Origin of the sequence: Aestuariivirga sp. (assembly GCF_020252405.1) — a bacterium.
Classification (GTDB): Bacteria; Pseudomonadota; Alphaproteobacteria; order Rhizobiales; family Aestuariivirgaceae; genus Aestuariivirga.
This window is the reverse complement of sequence record NZ_JADCDA010000008.1, coordinates 92,155-107,706: the sequence shown is the minus strand read 5'-3', so window position 1 is coordinate 107,706 and position 15,552 is coordinate 92,155. Positions and strand designations below refer to the sequence as shown.

Here is a 15,552-nt window from a genome sequence, read left to right as displayed (position 1 = left end):
CAGGCTGGCGCTCAGAAGGACGCTGTCCCTGATCCAATCAGCCTGCCCTGAGTTCTCTCAAACCGCCTTCAGGTCTTCGGGGCGTGGCATGGAGATGATGTTGTATCCCGAATCCACATAGTGGATTTCGCCGGTGACACCGCCCGAAAGTGAAGACAGGAGGTATAGACCCGCACCACCGACCTCATCCAGCGTGATCGTACGGCGCAAAGGCGCGTGATCCTGCTGGAAGCTGAACATGGCCCGTGCATCGCCGATGCCAGCACCGGCCAGTGTGCGCATGGGACCGGCCGAGATGGCGTTCACACGAATGCCTTGCGGACCGTAGTCCGCCGCGAGATAGCGCACAGAGGATTCGAGGGCCGCCTTGGCCACACCCATAACATTGTAATTGGGCATAACGCGCACCGACCCGCCATAGGTCAGCGTCAACAGCGAACCGCCATTCGGCATCAAAGCCGCCGCGCGTCTGGCGATCTCGGTGAAGGAGAAGCACGAGATCACCATGGTGCGGATGAAGTTCCCGCGCGTCGTATCGGAATATTTACCTTTAAGTTCGTTCTTGTCCGAGAAGGCGATAGCGTGCACCACGAAATCGACGCTGCCCCATTTCTGCTTCAGGGTTTCGAACACCTGATCGACCGTGCCGATGTCCTCCACGTCGCACGGCAGAAGCACCGCGGAGCCAACGGATTCGGCAAGCGGCTTCACGCGCTTGCCGAAGGCTTCTCCCTGATAGGTGAAGGCGAGCACGGCTCCGTGCCTGTGGAGCTGCTGAGCGATGCCCCAGGCAATCGAATGGTCATTCGCGACGCCCATGATGAGTCCGCGGCGGCCCGCCATCAAGGAATTGGTCATGTGGAGATCAGCCGTTGTAGCGCTGGAAGACGAGGGTTGCGTTGGTGCCGCCGAAGCCAAAACTGTTCGACATCACCGTGTCGATCCTGGCATTGTCGATGCGCTTGCGGATGATCGGCACATCGGCGAATTCGGGGTCGAGTTCCGCGATATGAGCGCTCTCGCAAAGGAAATTGTTCTTCATCATCATGATCGAGTAGATCGCTTCCTGCACGCCGGCTGCGCCGAGCGAATGACCGGTGAGCGACTTGGTGCTGGAGATCGGCGGGATGCTGTCGCCGAACACAGAGCGGATCGCCTCAATTTCCTTCTTGTCGCCAATCGGCGTCGATGTGCCATGCGGGTTTATGTAATCGATGGCGCCAGCATTGCTGAGCGCCTGCTTCATGCAGCGGATCGCACCTTCTCCCGAGGGCTGCACCATGTCATAACCATCGGACGTTGCGCCGTAACCGATGAGTTCGGCATAGATCCTGGCGCCACGGGCCCTGGCGTGCGCAAGTTCCTCCAGCACCACCGTACCCGCACCGCCGGCAATGACGAAGCCGTCGCGGTTCTTGTCATAGGCGCGGGAGGCGGTGGCGGGCGTCGCGTTGTACTTCGACGACATGGCGCCCATGGCGTCAAATAACACCGAGAGCGTCCAATCGAGTTCTTCGCCGCCGCCGGCGAACATCACGTCCTGCTTGCCCCACTGGATCATCTCCGCCGCATTGCCTATGCAATGGGCCGAGGTGGCGCAGGCGGACGAGATCGAATAGTTCACGCCGCGGATGCCGAAAGGAGTGGCCAGCGTTGCCGAGTTGGTGCTCGACATGGCCGCAGGCACGGCAAAGGGACCGACGCGCTTGGGGCCCTTGTCGCGGGTCGTGTCAGCCGCCTGCACGATGGTGCGGGTGGAAGGGCCACCGGAACCCATGATGAGGCCGGTGCGATCGTTCTTGACGTCTTGCTCCTCAAGCCCTGAGTCGACAATCGCCTGCTGCATGGCAGCGTAATTCCAGGCCGCACCATCCCCCATAAAGCGGCGTATGCGCCGGTCGATGCCCTCAAGGTCGAAGGTGGGCGCGCCATGCACCTGGCAGCGGAAGCCGAGCCTGGCATATTCGTCGGACTTGCCGATGCCGGACTTAGCCTCGAACAGCGAATTCAAGACTTCCTGCACGTTATTGCCGATGCTCGACACGATGCCGAGGCCAGTCACGACGACACGCCGCATGTTAACTTCCTTTCTCAGGCCGTGGGCTGGAACAGCCCGACCTTCATATCGGTAACCTGATAGACCGTTTCACCGTCGGCCTTCATGAGTCCGTTCGAGACCGCCATCTTGAGTTTGCGAAGAATAAGACGGCTGACCTCGACTTCATAGGTCACTTTCCTGACGATAGGGGTGACCATGCCGGAAAGCTTCACTTCGCCGACCCCGAGCGCGCGGCCGCGGCCTGGTTCACCCAGCCAGCCCATGAAAAAGCCGGTCATCTGCCACAGCGCATCAAGACCAAGGCAGCCGGGCATGACCGGATCGCCCTGAAAGTGGCAACCGAAAAACCAGAGGTTTGGATTGATATCGAGTTCTGCGACAACCTTGCCGAGACCCGCAGCGCCGCCGTCCTTGGAAATCTCTGTGATGCGGTCGAACATCAGCATCGGGGGCAGAGGCAGCTGCGCGTTTCCGCGCCCGAAGAGTTCACCGCGTCCGCAGGCCAGGAGTTCCTCGTAACCATAACTCGACTTCGGTTCGTTCATTCTGCCTCTGGTCCCAAACTCCACCGGCCTGCCCCGGTTTTGCCGTTCCTATCACATGGAAATATCTGGTCCAAGTCCGCTTTCTGGCGGCGCCCGCCGCCGTATTGGCGCCAAGATTGCCTTGCCTAACGGGTTTCGCGTATAGAGGTTGCAACATGGATGTGCAGGATTTCGTATTGGCTGAACGCCTGAGGCAGGCAGGGCTGCGCCCCACTCGTCAGCGCCTGTCATTGGGCGCCATTCTGTTCAGCGCGGGTGACCGCCATGTGAGCGCCGAAAGCTTGCATAAGGAGGCGCTGGCCGCCCGGATCGATGTGTCGCTGGCCACCGTCTACAACACGCTGAACCAGTTCAAGGCGGCAGGCCTGCTGCGCGAGGTTGCCTTCGAGGGCGACCGAACCTTTTTCGACACAAACACTTCGAACCATTTCCACTATTACATTGCAGAGACCGACTCTCTGGTCGACATCGGCACGGAGGACCTGAAAGTGCTTGGCCTGCCGCCCCTCCCCGCGGGCACGGAGATCGACCGGGTGGACATCATCATCCGCCTGCGCAAGTCGGTGCGCTGACCTCACGCAGCCTTGCTGCTTGCAGCCAACAAGCCCGCCTCCCAGCCCAGAATCGCCTGTTTCCGCGTCAGACCCCAGTGGTAACCGCAGAGCCCGCCGGATTTGCCGAGCACGCGGTGGCAAGGCACCACGAAGGAAATCGGGTTCCGGCCAACGGCCGCGCCTACCGCGCGTGAGGCCTTGGAATTCCCGAGATGACCGGCGATGTCGGAATAAGTCGTCGCCCGGCCCATTGGAATCTTCAGCAGCGTCTGCCAGACCCTCGTTTCAAACTCCGTGCCTATGAATACGATACGCAATGGCTGTTCCACCGTCCAACGCTGGGGATTGAAAATCCGGGCCACGGGACCCGCCGTGACCCCGGCGTCCAGGACATAGTCGGCGTCCGGCCAGCGGCTTCGCATGTCCAGTAAGCTGGCCTCCTCCTGACCGGGGTCTGCGAAAGCCAGTCCGCAAATGCCGTTATGACTCGTCATCAGCAGGACTTTGCCGAAAGGACAGTCATGAAACCCGTAACGGATCGTAAGCCCCTTGCCGCGCGCCCTGTAGGCCCCCGGCGTCATGCCCTCATGGGTGACGAAAAGGTCATGGAGGCGCCCCGGTCCGGACAGACCCACTTCATAGCTGGTGTCCAGAACGCTTGCCGAATCCCGCAGCAGCTTGCGGGCGTGGTCAATGGTCAGGGCCTGGACGAAGGCCTTGGGGCTCAGACCCGCCCAGCGCATGAAAAGGCGCTGCAGATGAGCAGCGCTCAATCCATTGCGTTCGGCAAGAAGGTCAAGCGACGGCTGTTCCCGCCAGTGCTCTCGCAAATAGTCGAGATTCCGGCGGACGAGTTCGTAATCGCGGGCAGCTTCGGTGAAGGTGATTGCGTTTTCCATGCTGTGCAAGCTAACCCCGCGCGAGCCGCTTTCCCACCCGAAAGCTGATCAGATGCGCGGAACCGCGAGGGCCGACTTGAGGGCCTGGGCCAGCGTCTTGCGCTCCTCCGGGGCCAGGAACTCGCCCACCGCCACCCGGGTGCGGCCAGAAACCAGAAGCAGCTGGCCGATCAGCTCCCTTTCGCGGTCCTCCTCGAGTTCGACGCGAACCCAGCGGCGGACGAAGCGCAGCTGCTGCGGCGGGCGCCTTTCGCTCTCGCGCTCAAGCACCAGCTCATGCTCGGTGATTGAAATGCGCTCGAGCTTGCGGGCATCGGCGAAATTCATCCGGAAGGCCCACCACACCAACAGCACGTCGAGCCCGGCGAAGCCGGCGATGGGCCAGGCCCCAAGCGCCACGAACATTCCGGCGACGATTAGGTTCACGAGAGCAACAAGCCCCATGAGGAGGTAAAAGCCTTTCCTGTCGAGGCTCCGATGCGGCGTGAGCGTCGCCTGCCAGACTTTGCTGTTGCCCTGATCCATGCCGCTGTTCTACCCCAAGACCTGCAAGGGAACACCGGAGCCATGGCCAAAGCAAGCCGTCTGAAGCCTGAGGAAGTGGAAGAAATCTTCCGCCGCTTCCAGGCCGCCAACCCTGACCCTAGGGGCGAACTGCATTACGTAAACCCCTATAGCCTGCTGGTTGCCGTCGTGCTCTCCGCACAGGCGACGGACGACGGCGTGAACAAGGCTACGAAGCCGCTGTTCGCCATTGCCGACACGCCTGAGAAAATGGTCGCCCTAGGCGAGGATACGGTGCGAGACGCAATCAAGACCATCGGCCTGTTTCGCGGCAAAGCGAAGAACGTTATCCTCCTGTCGCACCAGCTTATCGACAAGCATGGTGGGGAGGTTCCTGACGACCGGGAGGCGCTTGAGGCCCTTCCCGGGGTGGGGCGGAAGACGGCGAATGTGGTGCTCAACATCGCCTTCGGGCACCCGACGATCGCTGTCGACACGCATTTGTTCCGGGTCGGGAACCGCACGGGCCTGGCGCCCGGCAAAACGCCGCTGGAGGTGGAACAGAAGCTCCTTAAGGTCGTGCCCAAGCCCTATGGCCGACATGCCCACCATTGGCTGATTCTGCACGGGCGCTATGTGTGCAGGGCGCGCAAGCCTGAATGCTGGCGCTGCCTTATGTCCGACATCTGCCGGTTCACGCCGAAGACGCCTGCACCGATTTGAAGAGGTGAGTGAAATAGGCGGTTGAGAACAGGGGCACAGTTAAATTGACGATCGGCACCAGCGACATGACGGCCGGCAGCAGGGCTGCGACGAATACTGTCTGGCTGTTCTCCTTGCGCAGAATCTTTGCCTCCTCCACCGGCATGTGTCGCATCGCGACCATTTCGAAGTATTCACGCCCGATCAGATAGGCATTGGCGGCAATCAGCACGAAGACTCCGAAACCGAAGAACACGGTGGGCAGCACCGCAAGGTTGACCAGCAGCACGACGATGAAGAACTGGATGGCCATCAGGATGGCACGCCCCGCCGGCAGGGGCGTTCCACGGGGGTCCCAGGGATAGTGGCGCTCCTCCACCTTCTCGGCGATCTGGTCGAGGAACAGGCCGGCGAAAGCCGCTGTGACCGGGAAGATGAGGAAGAAGAAGACAACCAGCAGCGCCAATCCGGCCCCCACCTCCACCAGACGGTCAGCCCACGGCCACGAAAACTGGGTGAAACTGGCAATCAGCAATTCGGCGATCACCAGCACGGCAATAAACAGCGCGACGGTCAGCCCCAGCGCCTTGAACAGCACGGAACGAAATTCCGGCGAGAACAGGTCGCCAAAGGCGCGGAATGCGGAGGTCAACATCAACCCCACCTAATCACCCCGGCTTGCCAGCGCAAGTGGGCCTGGCTAAAGCATGATGCGCAATAGCGAAACCCACTTTTGCGACAAGATCATGCTCTGGCATATGAACGCATGTTCTTGCCGATCAGGTGATCCCACGTGATCGGAGCACGCCCCAGGGCGGGGGGACTGGGCAAGGAAATCTCGATGACAGCTTCCGGTTTTGACGTTCTCTGCATCGGCAACGCGATTGTCGATGTGATCGCGCGGGTGGAAGAGGATTTCGTTTCGCGGCACAGGCTGGTGAAGGGGTCGATGAACCTGATCGACGAGGCCCGGGCCGAGGAACTCTATGCCGACATGGGCCAGGCCATCGAGTTATCGGGCGGATCCGCTGGGAACACGGCGGCGGGCGTCGCTTCGCTGGGTGGCAGGGCAGCCTATTTCGGCAAGGTGAGGGCTGACCAGCTGGGTGCAATCTTCCGGCATGATATGCGGGCCCAGGGTGTTGCCTTTGACACGGCCCCCGCCTCAGATGGTCCGGCCACTGCCCGCTCCTTCATTCTGGTGACGCCCGACAGCGAGCGCACCATGAACACCTATCTCGGCGCCTGCGTGAACTTCACCATAGCCGATGTTGACCGGAACGCCGTCGAGGCGGCGCAGATCACATATATGGAAGGCTATTTATGGGACCGGCCCGAGGCCAAGGAAGCCTTCAAGCTGGCAGCCAGAATCGCGCGGGCCGCCGGCCGCAAGACCTCGATCACGCTGTCGGACTCCTTCTGCGTCGAGCGGCACCGCGACAGCTTCCTCGACTTGATCCGCAACGACATCGACATCGTCTTTGCAAATGAAGCCGAGATTAAGTCGCTCTACCAGACTCAGAATTTCGACGGTGCAGTGAAAGCGGTCGCCGCCGATTGCCCCATCGCCGTCGTAACGCGCTCCGAGAAGGGCTGCGTGGTGGTGAACGGAAGCGAGGTTCATGCGATCCCGGCGCATCCGGTGAGCAGGATCGTCGATGTCACGGGAGCGGGCGATCTCTTCGCTGCGGGCTTCCTCCATGGCTTCACCAATGGCAGGACGCTTTACGAATCCGCGCGGCTTGGCTCCATGGCGGCGGCCGAGGTGATCTCCCACATCGGCGCGAGGCCCGAAGTGTCGCTCCGGGCGCATGCCGAAGGGCTCGGGCTGCTATAGCTTTCTCAGGAAGACGCTGCGGATGAAGTGATCCGCGCCCTTGCGCAGGACGAGGTCGGCGCGCGGGCGTGTGGGAAGGATGTTTTCGCGCAGATTCACCAGGTTGATGGTATCCCAGATGCGGCTTGCCGTATCGCGCGATTCCCCGTCGGAGAGCGTCGCATAGCGGTGAAAGTAGGATTTGGGATTGCGGAAAGCGCTGTCCCGCAGGGTGAGGAAGCGCTCGATGTACCAGGTCTTGAGGTCCGCCGTATCGGCATCGATATAGACCGAAAAATCGAAGAAATCCGAGGTGTTCGGGATACCGCGCCCGTCGCGCGGGGGGCGGCCCGTCTGCAGCACGTTGACGCCTTCGACGATGAGGATGTCCGGCTGATCGATCACCGCGCGCTCGTCTTTCAGCACATCATAGGTGAGATGCGAATAGAGCGGCGCCGTGACGTTGCGTTTTCCCGCCTTGATGTCCGAGAGGAAGCGCAGGATCGCCGGAAGATCGTAGCTTTCGGGAAAGCCCTTGCGCGTCATCAGCCCTTCGCGCTCGAGGATGGCGTTTGGCAGGAGGAAGCCATCGGTGGTGACAAGATCGACCTTGGGGTGTTTTGGCCAGCGCGCGAGGAGCCGCTGCAGGATACGCGCGGTGGTGCTCTTGCCCACCGCCACGCTGCCCGCCATGCCGATCAGGTAAGGCACCTTGCGTTCAGTGAGGTGGAGGAAGTTGTTGGTGGCGCGGAACAGGCCCTGGGTAGCCGCCACATAAAGATTGAGCAGGCGCGACAGCGGAAGATAGATGGTTTCGACCTCCTCAAGGTCGACGCGGTCATTGAGGCCGCGCAGTTCGTCGAGGTCCTTCTGCGTAAGTGTCATCGGCGTGTCGGCCCGCAGGGCCGACCATTCCTCGCGCGCAAAGCGGCGGAACGGAGAGACTTCCTTGACGAGTTCTTCCATGCATCAATCCTTGGGCCTGGAGGCCTTCTCCGCAAGGCCGCTCACGCCCTGGCGGCGCGCAAGTTCGCCCATGACGTCCGTCAGCTTCACGTCCGAGGCCGCGAGCAGCACGAGCAGGTGATAGAGGACGTCGGCAGCCTCGGCCGTGACATGCGCGGTGTCGCGCAGCACGGATGCAAGCGCCAGTTCCACCGCCTCCTCGCCGAATTTCTTGGCGCATTTCTCGACGCCCTGGGAGAGCAGCTTTGCAGTGTAGGAGGACCCGGGCGAGGCTTGCCGACGCTCCACCACCTCGTCGGCGAGGGATGCCAGAACATCGAGCCTGTAATCCGTCATGGCCGCTATCCTAGTTGAGCCGCATGGGAATGCCCGCAGCCGAAAGATGCCGCTTGGCTTCGCCGATGGAATAGGCGCCGAAGTGGAAGATCGAGGCAGCGAGCACGGCTGCCGCATGGCCATTGCGGATCCCCTGGACGAGATGGTCCAGCGTGCCGACACCGCCCGAGGCGATGACCGGCACGGACACCGCATCGGCGATGGCGCGGGTGAGTTCGATATCGAAGCCCTTGCCGGTGCCGTCCCGATCCATGGAGGTAAGCAGAATCTCGCCGGCGCCGAGCGACGTCACCTCCCGGGCAAACTCCACCGCGTCAATGCCCGTGGATTTGTGGCCGCCGTGAGTGAATATCTCCCATTTGCCAGGCGATACAGATTTCGCGTCGATCGCCACCACGACGCATTGTGCTCCGAACTTCTCTGCCGCCTGGCGCACGAAGTCGCGGCTGGCCACGGCAGCTGAGTTGATCGAGACCTTGTCAGCGCCCGCAAGGAGCAGCTTGCGGATGTCGTCCAGCGAGCGTACGCCGCCGCCCACGGTGAGCGGCATGAAGCAGGCTTCCGCCGTGCGCTGCACCACATCGAAGAGGATGCCGCGGTTCTCATGGGTTGCCGTAATGTCCAGAAAACACAATTCGTCCGCCCCGGCAGAGTCATAGGCCTTGGCAATCTCCACCGGGTCACCGGCATCACGCAGGTCCACGAAATTGACGCCCTTGACGACGCGGCCGTTCTTCACGTCGAGACAGGGGATAAGCCGGGCCTTGAGCATCAAGGGGCCTCTTGGAAAAGGCGCAGAGCCTCGGTTACGTCGATCCGGCCATCATAGAGAGCGCGGCCCGAAATAGCGCCTTCGAGGATGCGGCAGTCCGGCTGCAACAGACGGTGGATGTCGTCCATGGAGGCAAGCCCGCCGCTGGCGATGACAGGGATCGGAACCACGCGCGCAAGCTCAAGTGTCGATTCGATATTGAGACTCGCAAGAATGCCGTCACGCTCGATATCAGTGAAAATGATGGCGGCAACGCCTGCATCGGCAAAACGCCCAGCAAGATCGATGACCGTCAGGTCCGAGGTTTCAGCCCAGCCTTCAACGGCAACCCGACCGCCCCTGGCATCGATCCCAACTGCAACGCGCCCGGGAAACAGACGGCAGGCCTGCCGCACCAGTGCGGGATCACGCAGCGCCGCGGTGCCAAGGATCACCCGGCGGATTCCCTTGACGAGCCACGTCTCGATCTGGCCCAGGTTGCGGATGCCGCCACCAAGCTGGACCGGCAACTTCACTGCATGAAGGATGGCCTCTACGGCAGCGGCATTCACCGGCCTGCCCTCGAAGGCGCCGTTCAGATCCACGAGATGCAGCCACGCGAAGCCCTGGTCTTCGAAGCTCTTCGCCTGGGCGGCAGGGTCGTCGTTGAACACGGTTGCCTGGGCCATGTCGCCCAGCTTCAGGCGCACGCACTGGCCGTTCTTCAGGTCGATGGCGGGAAACAGGATCATGGCCGCCACTTCAGGAAATTGGCCAGAAGGGTCAGCCCCAGCGTCTGACTCTTTTCCGGGTGGAACTGGGTGCCGGCCAGATTGTCGCGGCCCACCATGGCGGTGACGGTCTGACCGTGCTCCGTTGTGGCAATAATGTCGGAGCTGCTCTGCGCGTCGAGATGGAAGGAATGGACGAAGTAGGCATGGAGCCCGCGCTCGCCGAGCGGAATATCCTTGAGCAGAGCATGCGGACGCGCCAGGTCCAGCGTGTTCCACCCCATGTGCGGGATCTTGAATGAAGATTCGCGCGGCGCGAGCGGCGTTACGTCACCCGGAATCCAGCCGAAACCCGCAGTGATGTCATGCTCGAGCCCGCAGGAGGCCATGAGCTGCATACCCACACAGATTCCGAGAAATGGCTTGCCCTTGTTGACCGCCTCGTCCCGCAGCGTTTGCCAAAGGCCGGGAGCCGCCATGAGGCCGGTGCGGCAATCCCTGAAGGCGCCAACGCCAGGCAATACAAGGCGTTCTGCCCGGCGCAGCACATCCGGGTCTGAGGTAACGCCGATCTTCATCGCGATGCCGCTGTCACGCGCGGCGCGTTCGAAAGCCTTGGCGGCGGAGTGGAGATTGCCGGATCCATAATCGATAATGGCAACGCTCACGGCGGGGCCTCACACATTTCCGAAAATGCCGAGAGTGTCATCCGGCGCACCGCGCAGGCGCGCAGACAAAGGCTCCGGTGCGTTGTTCGCCCGGCCCGCGAAATAGCCAAGCTCCGCCGCTTCGGAAGTGCTGGCCTGGATAAGGGCACTGCGGCGATAGCCGACGCGCTCGAGGGACGCAACCTGCAGTGCCCGCGCCTCGAAGGCGAACAGAAGCGAGATACCGAACTGCAGCAGCCCTGCAAAGCCAGATCCGAGGAGTTCCAGATTTGTAGCCACGGTCAATGCGGAGGTAAGGGCGAACAACAGAGCGGCCACCAGCCACATGCGGTGCCACAGCGCCCACACGAAGCCCAGGGCAAGTGCGCTCCAGGCAAAGCCTTCGGATACGAAGGCCACGCGCTCCGGCTTGCCGTCAGGCGGCTCGAGAACGGTGAACAGCTTCATTGGCCTGCCAACGTTCCCTTGGTGGAGGGAATCCTGTCCCTCTGCCGCGGGTCGATGTCAATTGCTTCCCGCAAGGCGCGCGCCAGCGCCTTGAAACAGGATTCCGCAATGTGGTGGTTGTTGTCGGCGTAAAGCGTCTCGATGTGCAGCGTGACGCCGGCATTCATCGCGAAGGCCTGGAACCATTCACGCACCAGCTCGGTGTCAAAGTCGCCGATCTTCGGTGCGGTGAAATTCACCTTCCAGACGAGGAAAGGGCGCCCCGAAACATCGATGGCGGTCCGCGTCAGGGTGCCATCCATCGGCAGATACAGGCTGGCGTAGCGGCGAATGCCCTTGCGGTCACTCAGCGCCTTGGCCACAGCCTGGCCGATTGCGATGCCGGAATCCTCCGCAGTGTGGTGGAAGTCGATGTGCAGATCACCCTCCGCCTTGAGCGTAAGGTCGATCAGAGAATGCCGGGACAGCTGCTCCAGCATATGGTCGAGGAAACCTACGCCGGTTGTAACGTCGTAGTTTCCGCTGCCATCGAGGTTAACGGCGGCGGAAATTCGGGTTTCGGTGGTCTTGCGTTCGATCAAGGCCGTGCGCATGGCGGGGGCTGGTCCAGCTGGTTGCGAGCCTCTTAGCAGATGCAACAGGAAATGGCCAAGTCTGGCTTTTCTTTGAAGCCCGGCAGGCCTACATGATCGGCCAGCAGTTCTGAAGGACTCCTCCCATGGCAGAGAGCACAGCTTGGCACGGCACGACCATTCTCTCGGTCCGGAAAGGAGGCAAAGTGGTCATCGCCGGCGATGGGCAGGTGAGTCTTGGCCAGACCGTCATAAAGGGCAATGCCCGCAAGGTGCGTCCGCTGGGTGCGGGGCATGTTATCGGCGGTTTCGCCGGCGCAACAGCCGATGCCATGACACTGTTCGAGCGTCTCGAGTCGAAACTGGAGCAGTATCCCAGCCAGCTGACCCGCGCCTGCGTGGACATGGCCAAGGACTGGCGCACCGACCGCTATCTCCGCCGCCTTGAGGCGATGATGATCGTCGCCGACAAGTCTGTGACCCTGGTGCTCACCGGCACGGGCGACGTGTTGGAGCCGGAAAAAGGCATCATCGCCATTGGATCCGGAGGCAACTATGCGCTCGCCGCGGCCCGGGCGCTTGCCGACAGCGACCTTGATGCCGAAGCCATTGCGCGCAAGGCCATGGCGATCGCCGCCGACATCTGCGTCTACACCAACAACAACCTGACCGTCGAAACCCTGGCTGCCGCCTGAGTGGATTCTGAGTGGAATTTGCGATGACCGATTTTTCCCCGCGCGAGATCGTTTCCGAACTTGACCGCCACATCGTTGGCCAAACCGAGGCCAAGCGCGCGGTGGCAATTGCGCTGCGCAACCGCTGGCGGCGGAAACAGCTGGAGAGCCCTTTGCGCGACGAGGTGATGCCGAAGAACATCCTGATGATCGGGCCGACCGGCGTCGGCAAAACCGAGATAGCCCGCCGCCTCGCCAGGCTTGCGAATGCGCCGTTCCTGAAAGTCGAGGCCACCAAATTCACCGAAGTGGGCTATGTCGGGCGCGACGTGGACCAGATCGTGCGCGACCTGCTCGAATCCGGCATCGCCATGACCAGGACAACACGGCGCAAGGATGTCGAAGCCCAGGCGCAGCTCAATGCCGAGCGGCGCGTGATCGAAGCGCTGGTTGGGGCCAATGCCTCTGAGACGACGCGCGAGGCCTTTCGCCGCAAGCTGCGGTCGGGCGAGCTTGACGACAAGGAGATCGAAATCCAGGTTGCCGATACCGGTACTGCGAGTTTCGAGATTCCCGGAATGCCGGGGTCCGCCAGTGTGGTGAATTTGTCCGATATGATCGGGAAGGCCTTCGGCGGGCGCACCAAGGCCCGTCGCATGTCGGTGAAGGCAAGCCATGAGGTCCTGCTCGCGGAGGAGTCCGACAAGCTGCTCGACCAGGATCAGATCGTGCGGGAAGCGGTGGAGCAGGTGGAACAAAACGGCATCGTCTTTCTCGACGAGATCGACAAGATCTGCGCACGCTCCGAGCGCCAGGGTGCTGATGTGAGCCGCGAGGGTGTGCAGCGCGATCTGCTGCCGCTGATCGAGGGCACCACCGTGTCAACCAAGCATGGGCCGGTGAAGACGGACCACATCCTGTTCATTGCCTCGGGTGCTTTCCACATCGCCAAACCCTCCGATCTGCTGCCGGAGCTGCAGGGCCGCCTGCCCATCCGCGTCGAACTGAAGGCGCTTGACCGCGGCGATCTTGAACGCATTCTCACCGAACCCGAAGCGAGCCTCATCAGGCAGTATCGCGCCCTGCTCAAGACAGAGGGCGTGACGCTGGACTTCACCGGCGATGGCATCGGAGCCATCGCGCAGATTGCCGCCGACACCAATGCCGCGGTCGAGAACATCGGCGCGCGCCGCCTGCAGACAGTGATGGAGCGGCTGCTCGACGAGGTGAGCTATGCGGCGCCCGACCGGTCCGGCGATACGGTGGTCATTGACAGCGCCTATGTCGAGGAACATGTCGGCACGCTTGCCCGGAACGCCGACCTGTCGAAGTTCATCCTTTAGGTTTCTGCCGCTTTCGGCTGAGCGTGACGAGCAGTTCGTCGAGCGTGGCGGCATCGAGCTTGCCGATGTCGTCAGCCAGCCGGTTGGCGAACTCGGTGGCCTTGGGATTCAGACCCGAGGTGTCGATAGTGATGCGCGGGTGGGAGATGCGGGCGAGGCGCACCACCTCGTCCGCCTCGTCCCAGATGATGTTGAAATAGGCAAGGATGCGCTGAATGAGGTGCCAGCCCGGGCGGCCGCGCTTGCCGTGCTCGAGCGCCGAGAGGTAAGCGGGTGAAACACCCAGGGCCTCCGCCATCTCCTTCAGTGTCACGCCGCGCTCGGCTCTCAGTTTCCTCATCCTGTCGCCGAAGGGCGTCATCGCTCCTCCCGGATGCGCCGGACACGGACGTAATATGCGCCGCCGCCGCCGTGTTTTGGATGGGCGGGCTGAAAGCCTGCAACAAGGCTCCTGAATTCCGGTTCGTGGAACCATTCCGTGACAAGCCGGCGCAGGCGGCCGGCGCGCTCGGGCGCATGAAAGTGGCCCGCGCCATGCAGCGTATGACGCGAAAATGGTGAGGCGCCCTTGCCGGTGATGACCAGCACGTTGCGGGTCCCCATGGATTGCGCATCGCGCAGGAAGCCAAGAAGGTGGACACGCGCCAATTCGATGCCCGTACCATGAAGATCAAGACGCCGCTCGATCTCGACTTGGCCGCGCGTGAGCTTCTGCGCTGTCCGCCTGTCGAGCCCAGTGATCTGCGGCGGCGGCCGGTGTGGCGGCAAGAGGACATGCATATGCGGCCCAGACGGCCCTTTGGCCGACTTCTTCGCATGGAGCAGCGGAGGCGCCGGTTTCGGCGCGGGAGCGCGCGACTGGGCGCGCAGTGGCTTCACGGTTTTCGCGGTCTCAAGCCAGAGCTCATAATCGGGCGGCTTGCGGCTCATATCGGAAGACCGAGCTCCCCGGCCACCGCGACGGGGAGCAACACGGTCATCAGGCCCGCGCTCTTCATGGGCCCCGCAATGTGAGCAGCCTCATCACCGAAGCCCCAGAAGACATCACCCCGGGCAAGACCCTTGATGGCGCTTCCGGTGTCCTGCGCCACGAGAAGCTGGCGGATGTGCGTCATGCGGTTGCCTTGGCCCGACGGCGCCAGCGTGTCCAGCCAGACAGGCATGCCGAACATCCACAGCGCGCGGTCAACGGCGAGACTGCGGCGCGGCGTGAGCTGCACGTGCTGAGCGCCCAGCGCACCCAGCGCCTGATCCTCGAGTGCGGCGTCGCGGAAGAACACGAAGGACTTGTTCTCCCACATCAGTTCGCGCGCCTCACGCGGATGGGCTGCCATCCAGCGGCGGATGGCCTGCATGGACATCGCATCTTCCGGCAGCACGCCCTGCCGCACCAGAATGGTGCCGATGCCGGTGTAGGGAAGGCCGGATTTGGCCGCATAGGAGAGCCGCAGCGTGCCCCCTTCCGCCAGGTGCACGCGGGCCGAGCCCTGGATGTGGATGAAAAAGGCATCGGCCCAGTCCCTGAGCCATACGATCTCCAGCCCCTGCCCGGCCAGAGCGCCAGCCTCTATCTCGCGGCGGGAAAGATACGGCTGCGCCTTGCCACTCACCAGCCGGCCATAGGCAAGCCCTGTTTCTTCTGCGGCACGATCGTGAAAACTCACGAGATCGGGAGGGCGGCGATAGACCGGCACATGAAATGTTTCCGTGCGCGTCCTGCTACCCTCCACTTCAGGCTCGTAATAGCCGGTGAAAAGGCCCTCCGGCCTTTCCGGGTCATGCACCCGATAGGCCCGGAACAGGCGCTCGAAAAAGCTCCGCGCATCGCCTGCGTCGAACGCAGCCACGCAGGCGTTGCGCCATGATGAGAGGCTGCCCCCGAAGCGCACCGGCCGGCGAAATCCCGCGCCCTGTTCCAGCATCTCCCGGCTGGACCGGCGAAAGGCCTGCCGCGCACCTTCGGGGTCATGGTCTCTCCAGCCTTC

21 protein-coding genes are annotated in these 15,552 nt (G+C 62.5%); 5 read left to right on the top strand and 16 right to left on the bottom strand.

Annotated features, from left to right (window positions below; genetic code table 11):
* Window positions 1-57 precede the first annotated feature (57 nt).
* From fabI to fabA, 3 genes are read right to left on the bottom strand one after another with little or no spacing between them, the layout of a single operon-like run.
* Window positions 58-858 (bottom strand): enoyl-ACP reductase FabI, encoded by an 801-nt coding sequence (fabI, locus tag IOC69_RS02035; RefSeq protein ID WP_290541850.1) that lies wholly within the window; start codon window positions 856-858, stop codon window positions 58-60.
* 7 nt (window positions 859-865) lie between these two features.
* On the bottom strand, window positions 866-2,077 hold the full coding sequence (gene fabB, locus IOC69_RS02030; protein WP_290541849.1) for a beta-ketoacyl-ACP synthase I: 1,212 nt from the start codon (window positions 2,075-2,077) through the stop codon (window positions 866-868).
* A 14-nt stretch (window positions 2,078-2,091) separates the two neighbouring features.
* Window positions 2,092-2,604 carry a 3-hydroxyacyl-[acyl-carrier-protein] dehydratase FabA gene (gene fabA, locus IOC69_RS02025; protein WP_290541848.1) on the bottom strand — a complete coding sequence of 171 codons (513 nt, stop codon included), beginning with the start codon at window positions 2,602-2,604 and terminating at the stop codon, window positions 2,092-2,094.
* Between the two features lie 176 nt (window positions 2,605-2,780).
* On the opposite strand from fabA, the gene irrA reads away from it, so the two are divergent.
* A complete protein-coding gene (gene irrA / locus IOC69_RS02020) occupies window positions 2,781-3,176 on the top strand; it encodes an iron response transcriptional regulator IrrA (RefSeq protein ID WP_290541847.1) in 396 nt (131 codons plus the stop codon).
* A gap of 2 nt (window positions 3,177-3,178) precedes the next feature.
* Here the strand turns inward: irrA and IOC69_RS02015 are convergent, their stop codons facing one another.
* Both IOC69_RS02015 and IOC69_RS02010 read right to left on the bottom strand, forming a co-directional pair.
* A complete protein-coding gene (locus IOC69_RS02015) occupies window positions 3,179-4,057 on the bottom strand; it encodes a bifunctional helix-turn-helix domain-containing protein/methylated-DNA--[protein]-cysteine S-methyltransferase (RefSeq protein ID WP_290541846.1) in 879 nt (292 codons plus the stop codon).
* 48 nt (window positions 4,058-4,105) lie between these two features.
* Complete coding sequence (locus IOC69_RS02010) at window positions 4,106-4,582, bottom strand: DUF2244 domain-containing protein (protein WP_290541845.1); 477 nt, start codon at window positions 4,580-4,582, stop codon at window positions 4,106-4,108.
* A gap of 42 nt (window positions 4,583-4,624) precedes the next feature.
* Between IOC69_RS02010 and nth the strand changes: the two genes are divergently transcribed.
* On the top strand, window positions 4,625-5,284 hold the full coding sequence (gene nth, locus IOC69_RS02005; protein WP_290541844.1) for an endonuclease III: 660 nt from the start codon (window positions 4,625-4,627) through the stop codon (window positions 5,282-5,284).
* Here nth and IOC69_RS02000 read toward each other — a convergent pair.
* Window positions 5,256-5,918: an EI24 domain-containing protein gene (locus tag IOC69_RS02000; protein ID WP_290541843.1), complete on the bottom strand. Its 663-nt coding sequence runs from the start codon at window positions 5,916-5,918 to the stop codon at window positions 5,256-5,258. The genes nth and IOC69_RS02000 overlap by 29 nt on opposite strands.
* A 186-nt stretch (window positions 5,919-6,104) precedes the next feature.
* Between IOC69_RS02000 and IOC69_RS01995 the strand changes: the two genes are divergently transcribed.
* On the top strand, window positions 6,105-7,100 hold the full coding sequence (locus IOC69_RS01995; RefSeq protein WP_290541950.1) for an adenosine kinase: 996 nt from the start codon (window positions 6,105-6,107) through the stop codon (window positions 7,098-7,100).
* Here IOC69_RS01995 and coaA read toward each other — a convergent pair.
* From coaA to hisB, 7 genes are read right to left on the bottom strand one after another with little or no spacing between them, the layout of a single operon-like run.
* Window positions 7,095-8,045, bottom strand: coding sequence for a type I pantothenate kinase (gene coaA, locus IOC69_RS01990; RefSeq protein WP_290541842.1), 951 nt, complete (start codon window positions 8,043-8,045; stop codon window positions 7,095-7,097). The genes IOC69_RS01995 and coaA overlap by 6 nt on opposite strands.
* Window positions 8,046-8,048: 3 nt before the next feature.
* Window positions 8,049-8,381 (bottom strand): phosphoribosyl-ATP diphosphatase, encoded by a 333-nt coding sequence (locus IOC69_RS01985; protein ID WP_290541841.1) that lies wholly within the window; start codon window positions 8,379-8,381, stop codon window positions 8,049-8,051.
* A 10-nt stretch (window positions 8,382-8,391) separates the two neighbouring features.
* Window positions 8,392-9,153 (bottom strand): imidazole glycerol phosphate synthase subunit HisF, encoded by a 762-nt coding sequence (gene hisF, locus IOC69_RS01980; RefSeq protein WP_290541840.1) that lies wholly within the window; start codon window positions 9,151-9,153, stop codon window positions 8,392-8,394.
* Window positions 9,153-9,884, bottom strand: coding sequence for a 1-(5-phosphoribosyl)-5-[(5-phosphoribosylamino)methylideneamino]imidazole-4-carboxamide isomerase (hisA, locus tag IOC69_RS01975; protein WP_290541839.1), 732 nt, complete (start codon window positions 9,882-9,884; stop codon window positions 9,153-9,155). Before hisA ends, hisF begins: the two co-directional genes overlap by 1 nt.
* Window positions 9,881-10,531 (bottom strand): imidazole glycerol phosphate synthase subunit HisH, encoded by a 651-nt coding sequence (gene hisH / locus IOC69_RS01970; protein WP_290541838.1) that lies wholly within the window; start codon window positions 10,529-10,531, stop codon window positions 9,881-9,883. Before hisH ends, hisA begins: the two co-directional genes overlap by 4 nt.
* Window positions 10,532-10,540: 9 nt before the next feature.
* Window positions 10,541-10,978, bottom strand: coding sequence for a DUF2628 domain-containing protein (locus IOC69_RS01965; RefSeq protein WP_290541837.1), 438 nt, complete (start codon window positions 10,976-10,978; stop codon window positions 10,541-10,543).
* The gene (gene hisB, locus IOC69_RS01960; protein WP_290541836.1) at window positions 10,975-11,571 is read right to left on the bottom strand and encodes an imidazoleglycerol-phosphate dehydratase HisB; all 597 of its coding nucleotides are present in this window, start codon (window positions 11,569-11,571) and stop codon (window positions 10,975-10,977) included. Before hisB ends, IOC69_RS01965 begins: the two co-directional genes overlap by 4 nt.
* Before the next feature lie 125 nt (window positions 11,572-11,696).
* Between hisB and hslV the strand changes: the two genes are divergently transcribed.
* Window positions 11,697-12,245, top strand: a complete 549-nt coding sequence (gene hslV, locus IOC69_RS01955; protein WP_290541835.1) for an ATP-dependent protease subunit HslV — start codon at window positions 11,697-11,699, stop codon at window positions 12,243-12,245.
* A 23-nt stretch (window positions 12,246-12,268) separates the two neighbouring features.
* The gene (hslU, locus tag IOC69_RS01950) at window positions 12,269-13,567 is read left to right on the top strand and encodes an ATP-dependent protease ATPase subunit HslU (RefSeq protein ID WP_290541834.1); all 1,299 of its coding nucleotides are present in this window, start codon (window positions 12,269-12,271) and stop codon (window positions 13,565-13,567) included.
* Here the strand turns inward: hslU and IOC69_RS01945 are convergent.
* From IOC69_RS01945 to IOC69_RS01935, 3 genes are read right to left on the bottom strand one after another with little or no spacing between them, the layout of a single operon-like run.
* Window positions 13,557-13,928: a helix-turn-helix domain-containing protein gene (locus IOC69_RS01945; protein WP_290541833.1), complete on the bottom strand. Its 372-nt coding sequence runs from the start codon at window positions 13,926-13,928 to the stop codon at window positions 13,557-13,559. The two genes, hslU and IOC69_RS01945, sit on opposite strands and share 11 nt — an antisense overlap.
* Window positions 13,925-14,497 carry a Smr/MutS family protein gene (locus tag IOC69_RS01940; protein WP_290541832.1) on the bottom strand — a complete coding sequence of 191 codons (573 nt, stop codon included), beginning with the start codon at window positions 14,495-14,497 and terminating at the stop codon, window positions 13,925-13,927. Before IOC69_RS01940 ends, IOC69_RS01945 begins: the two co-directional genes overlap by 4 nt.
* The gene (locus tag IOC69_RS01935; protein WP_366935496.1) at window positions 14,494-15,414 is read right to left on the bottom strand and encodes an MltA domain-containing protein; all 921 of its coding nucleotides are present in this window, start codon (window positions 15,412-15,414) and stop codon (window positions 14,494-14,496) included. The genes IOC69_RS01940 and IOC69_RS01935 overlap by 4 nt, the downstream gene beginning before the upstream one ends.
* Window positions 15,415-15,552: the final 138 nt, after the last annotated feature.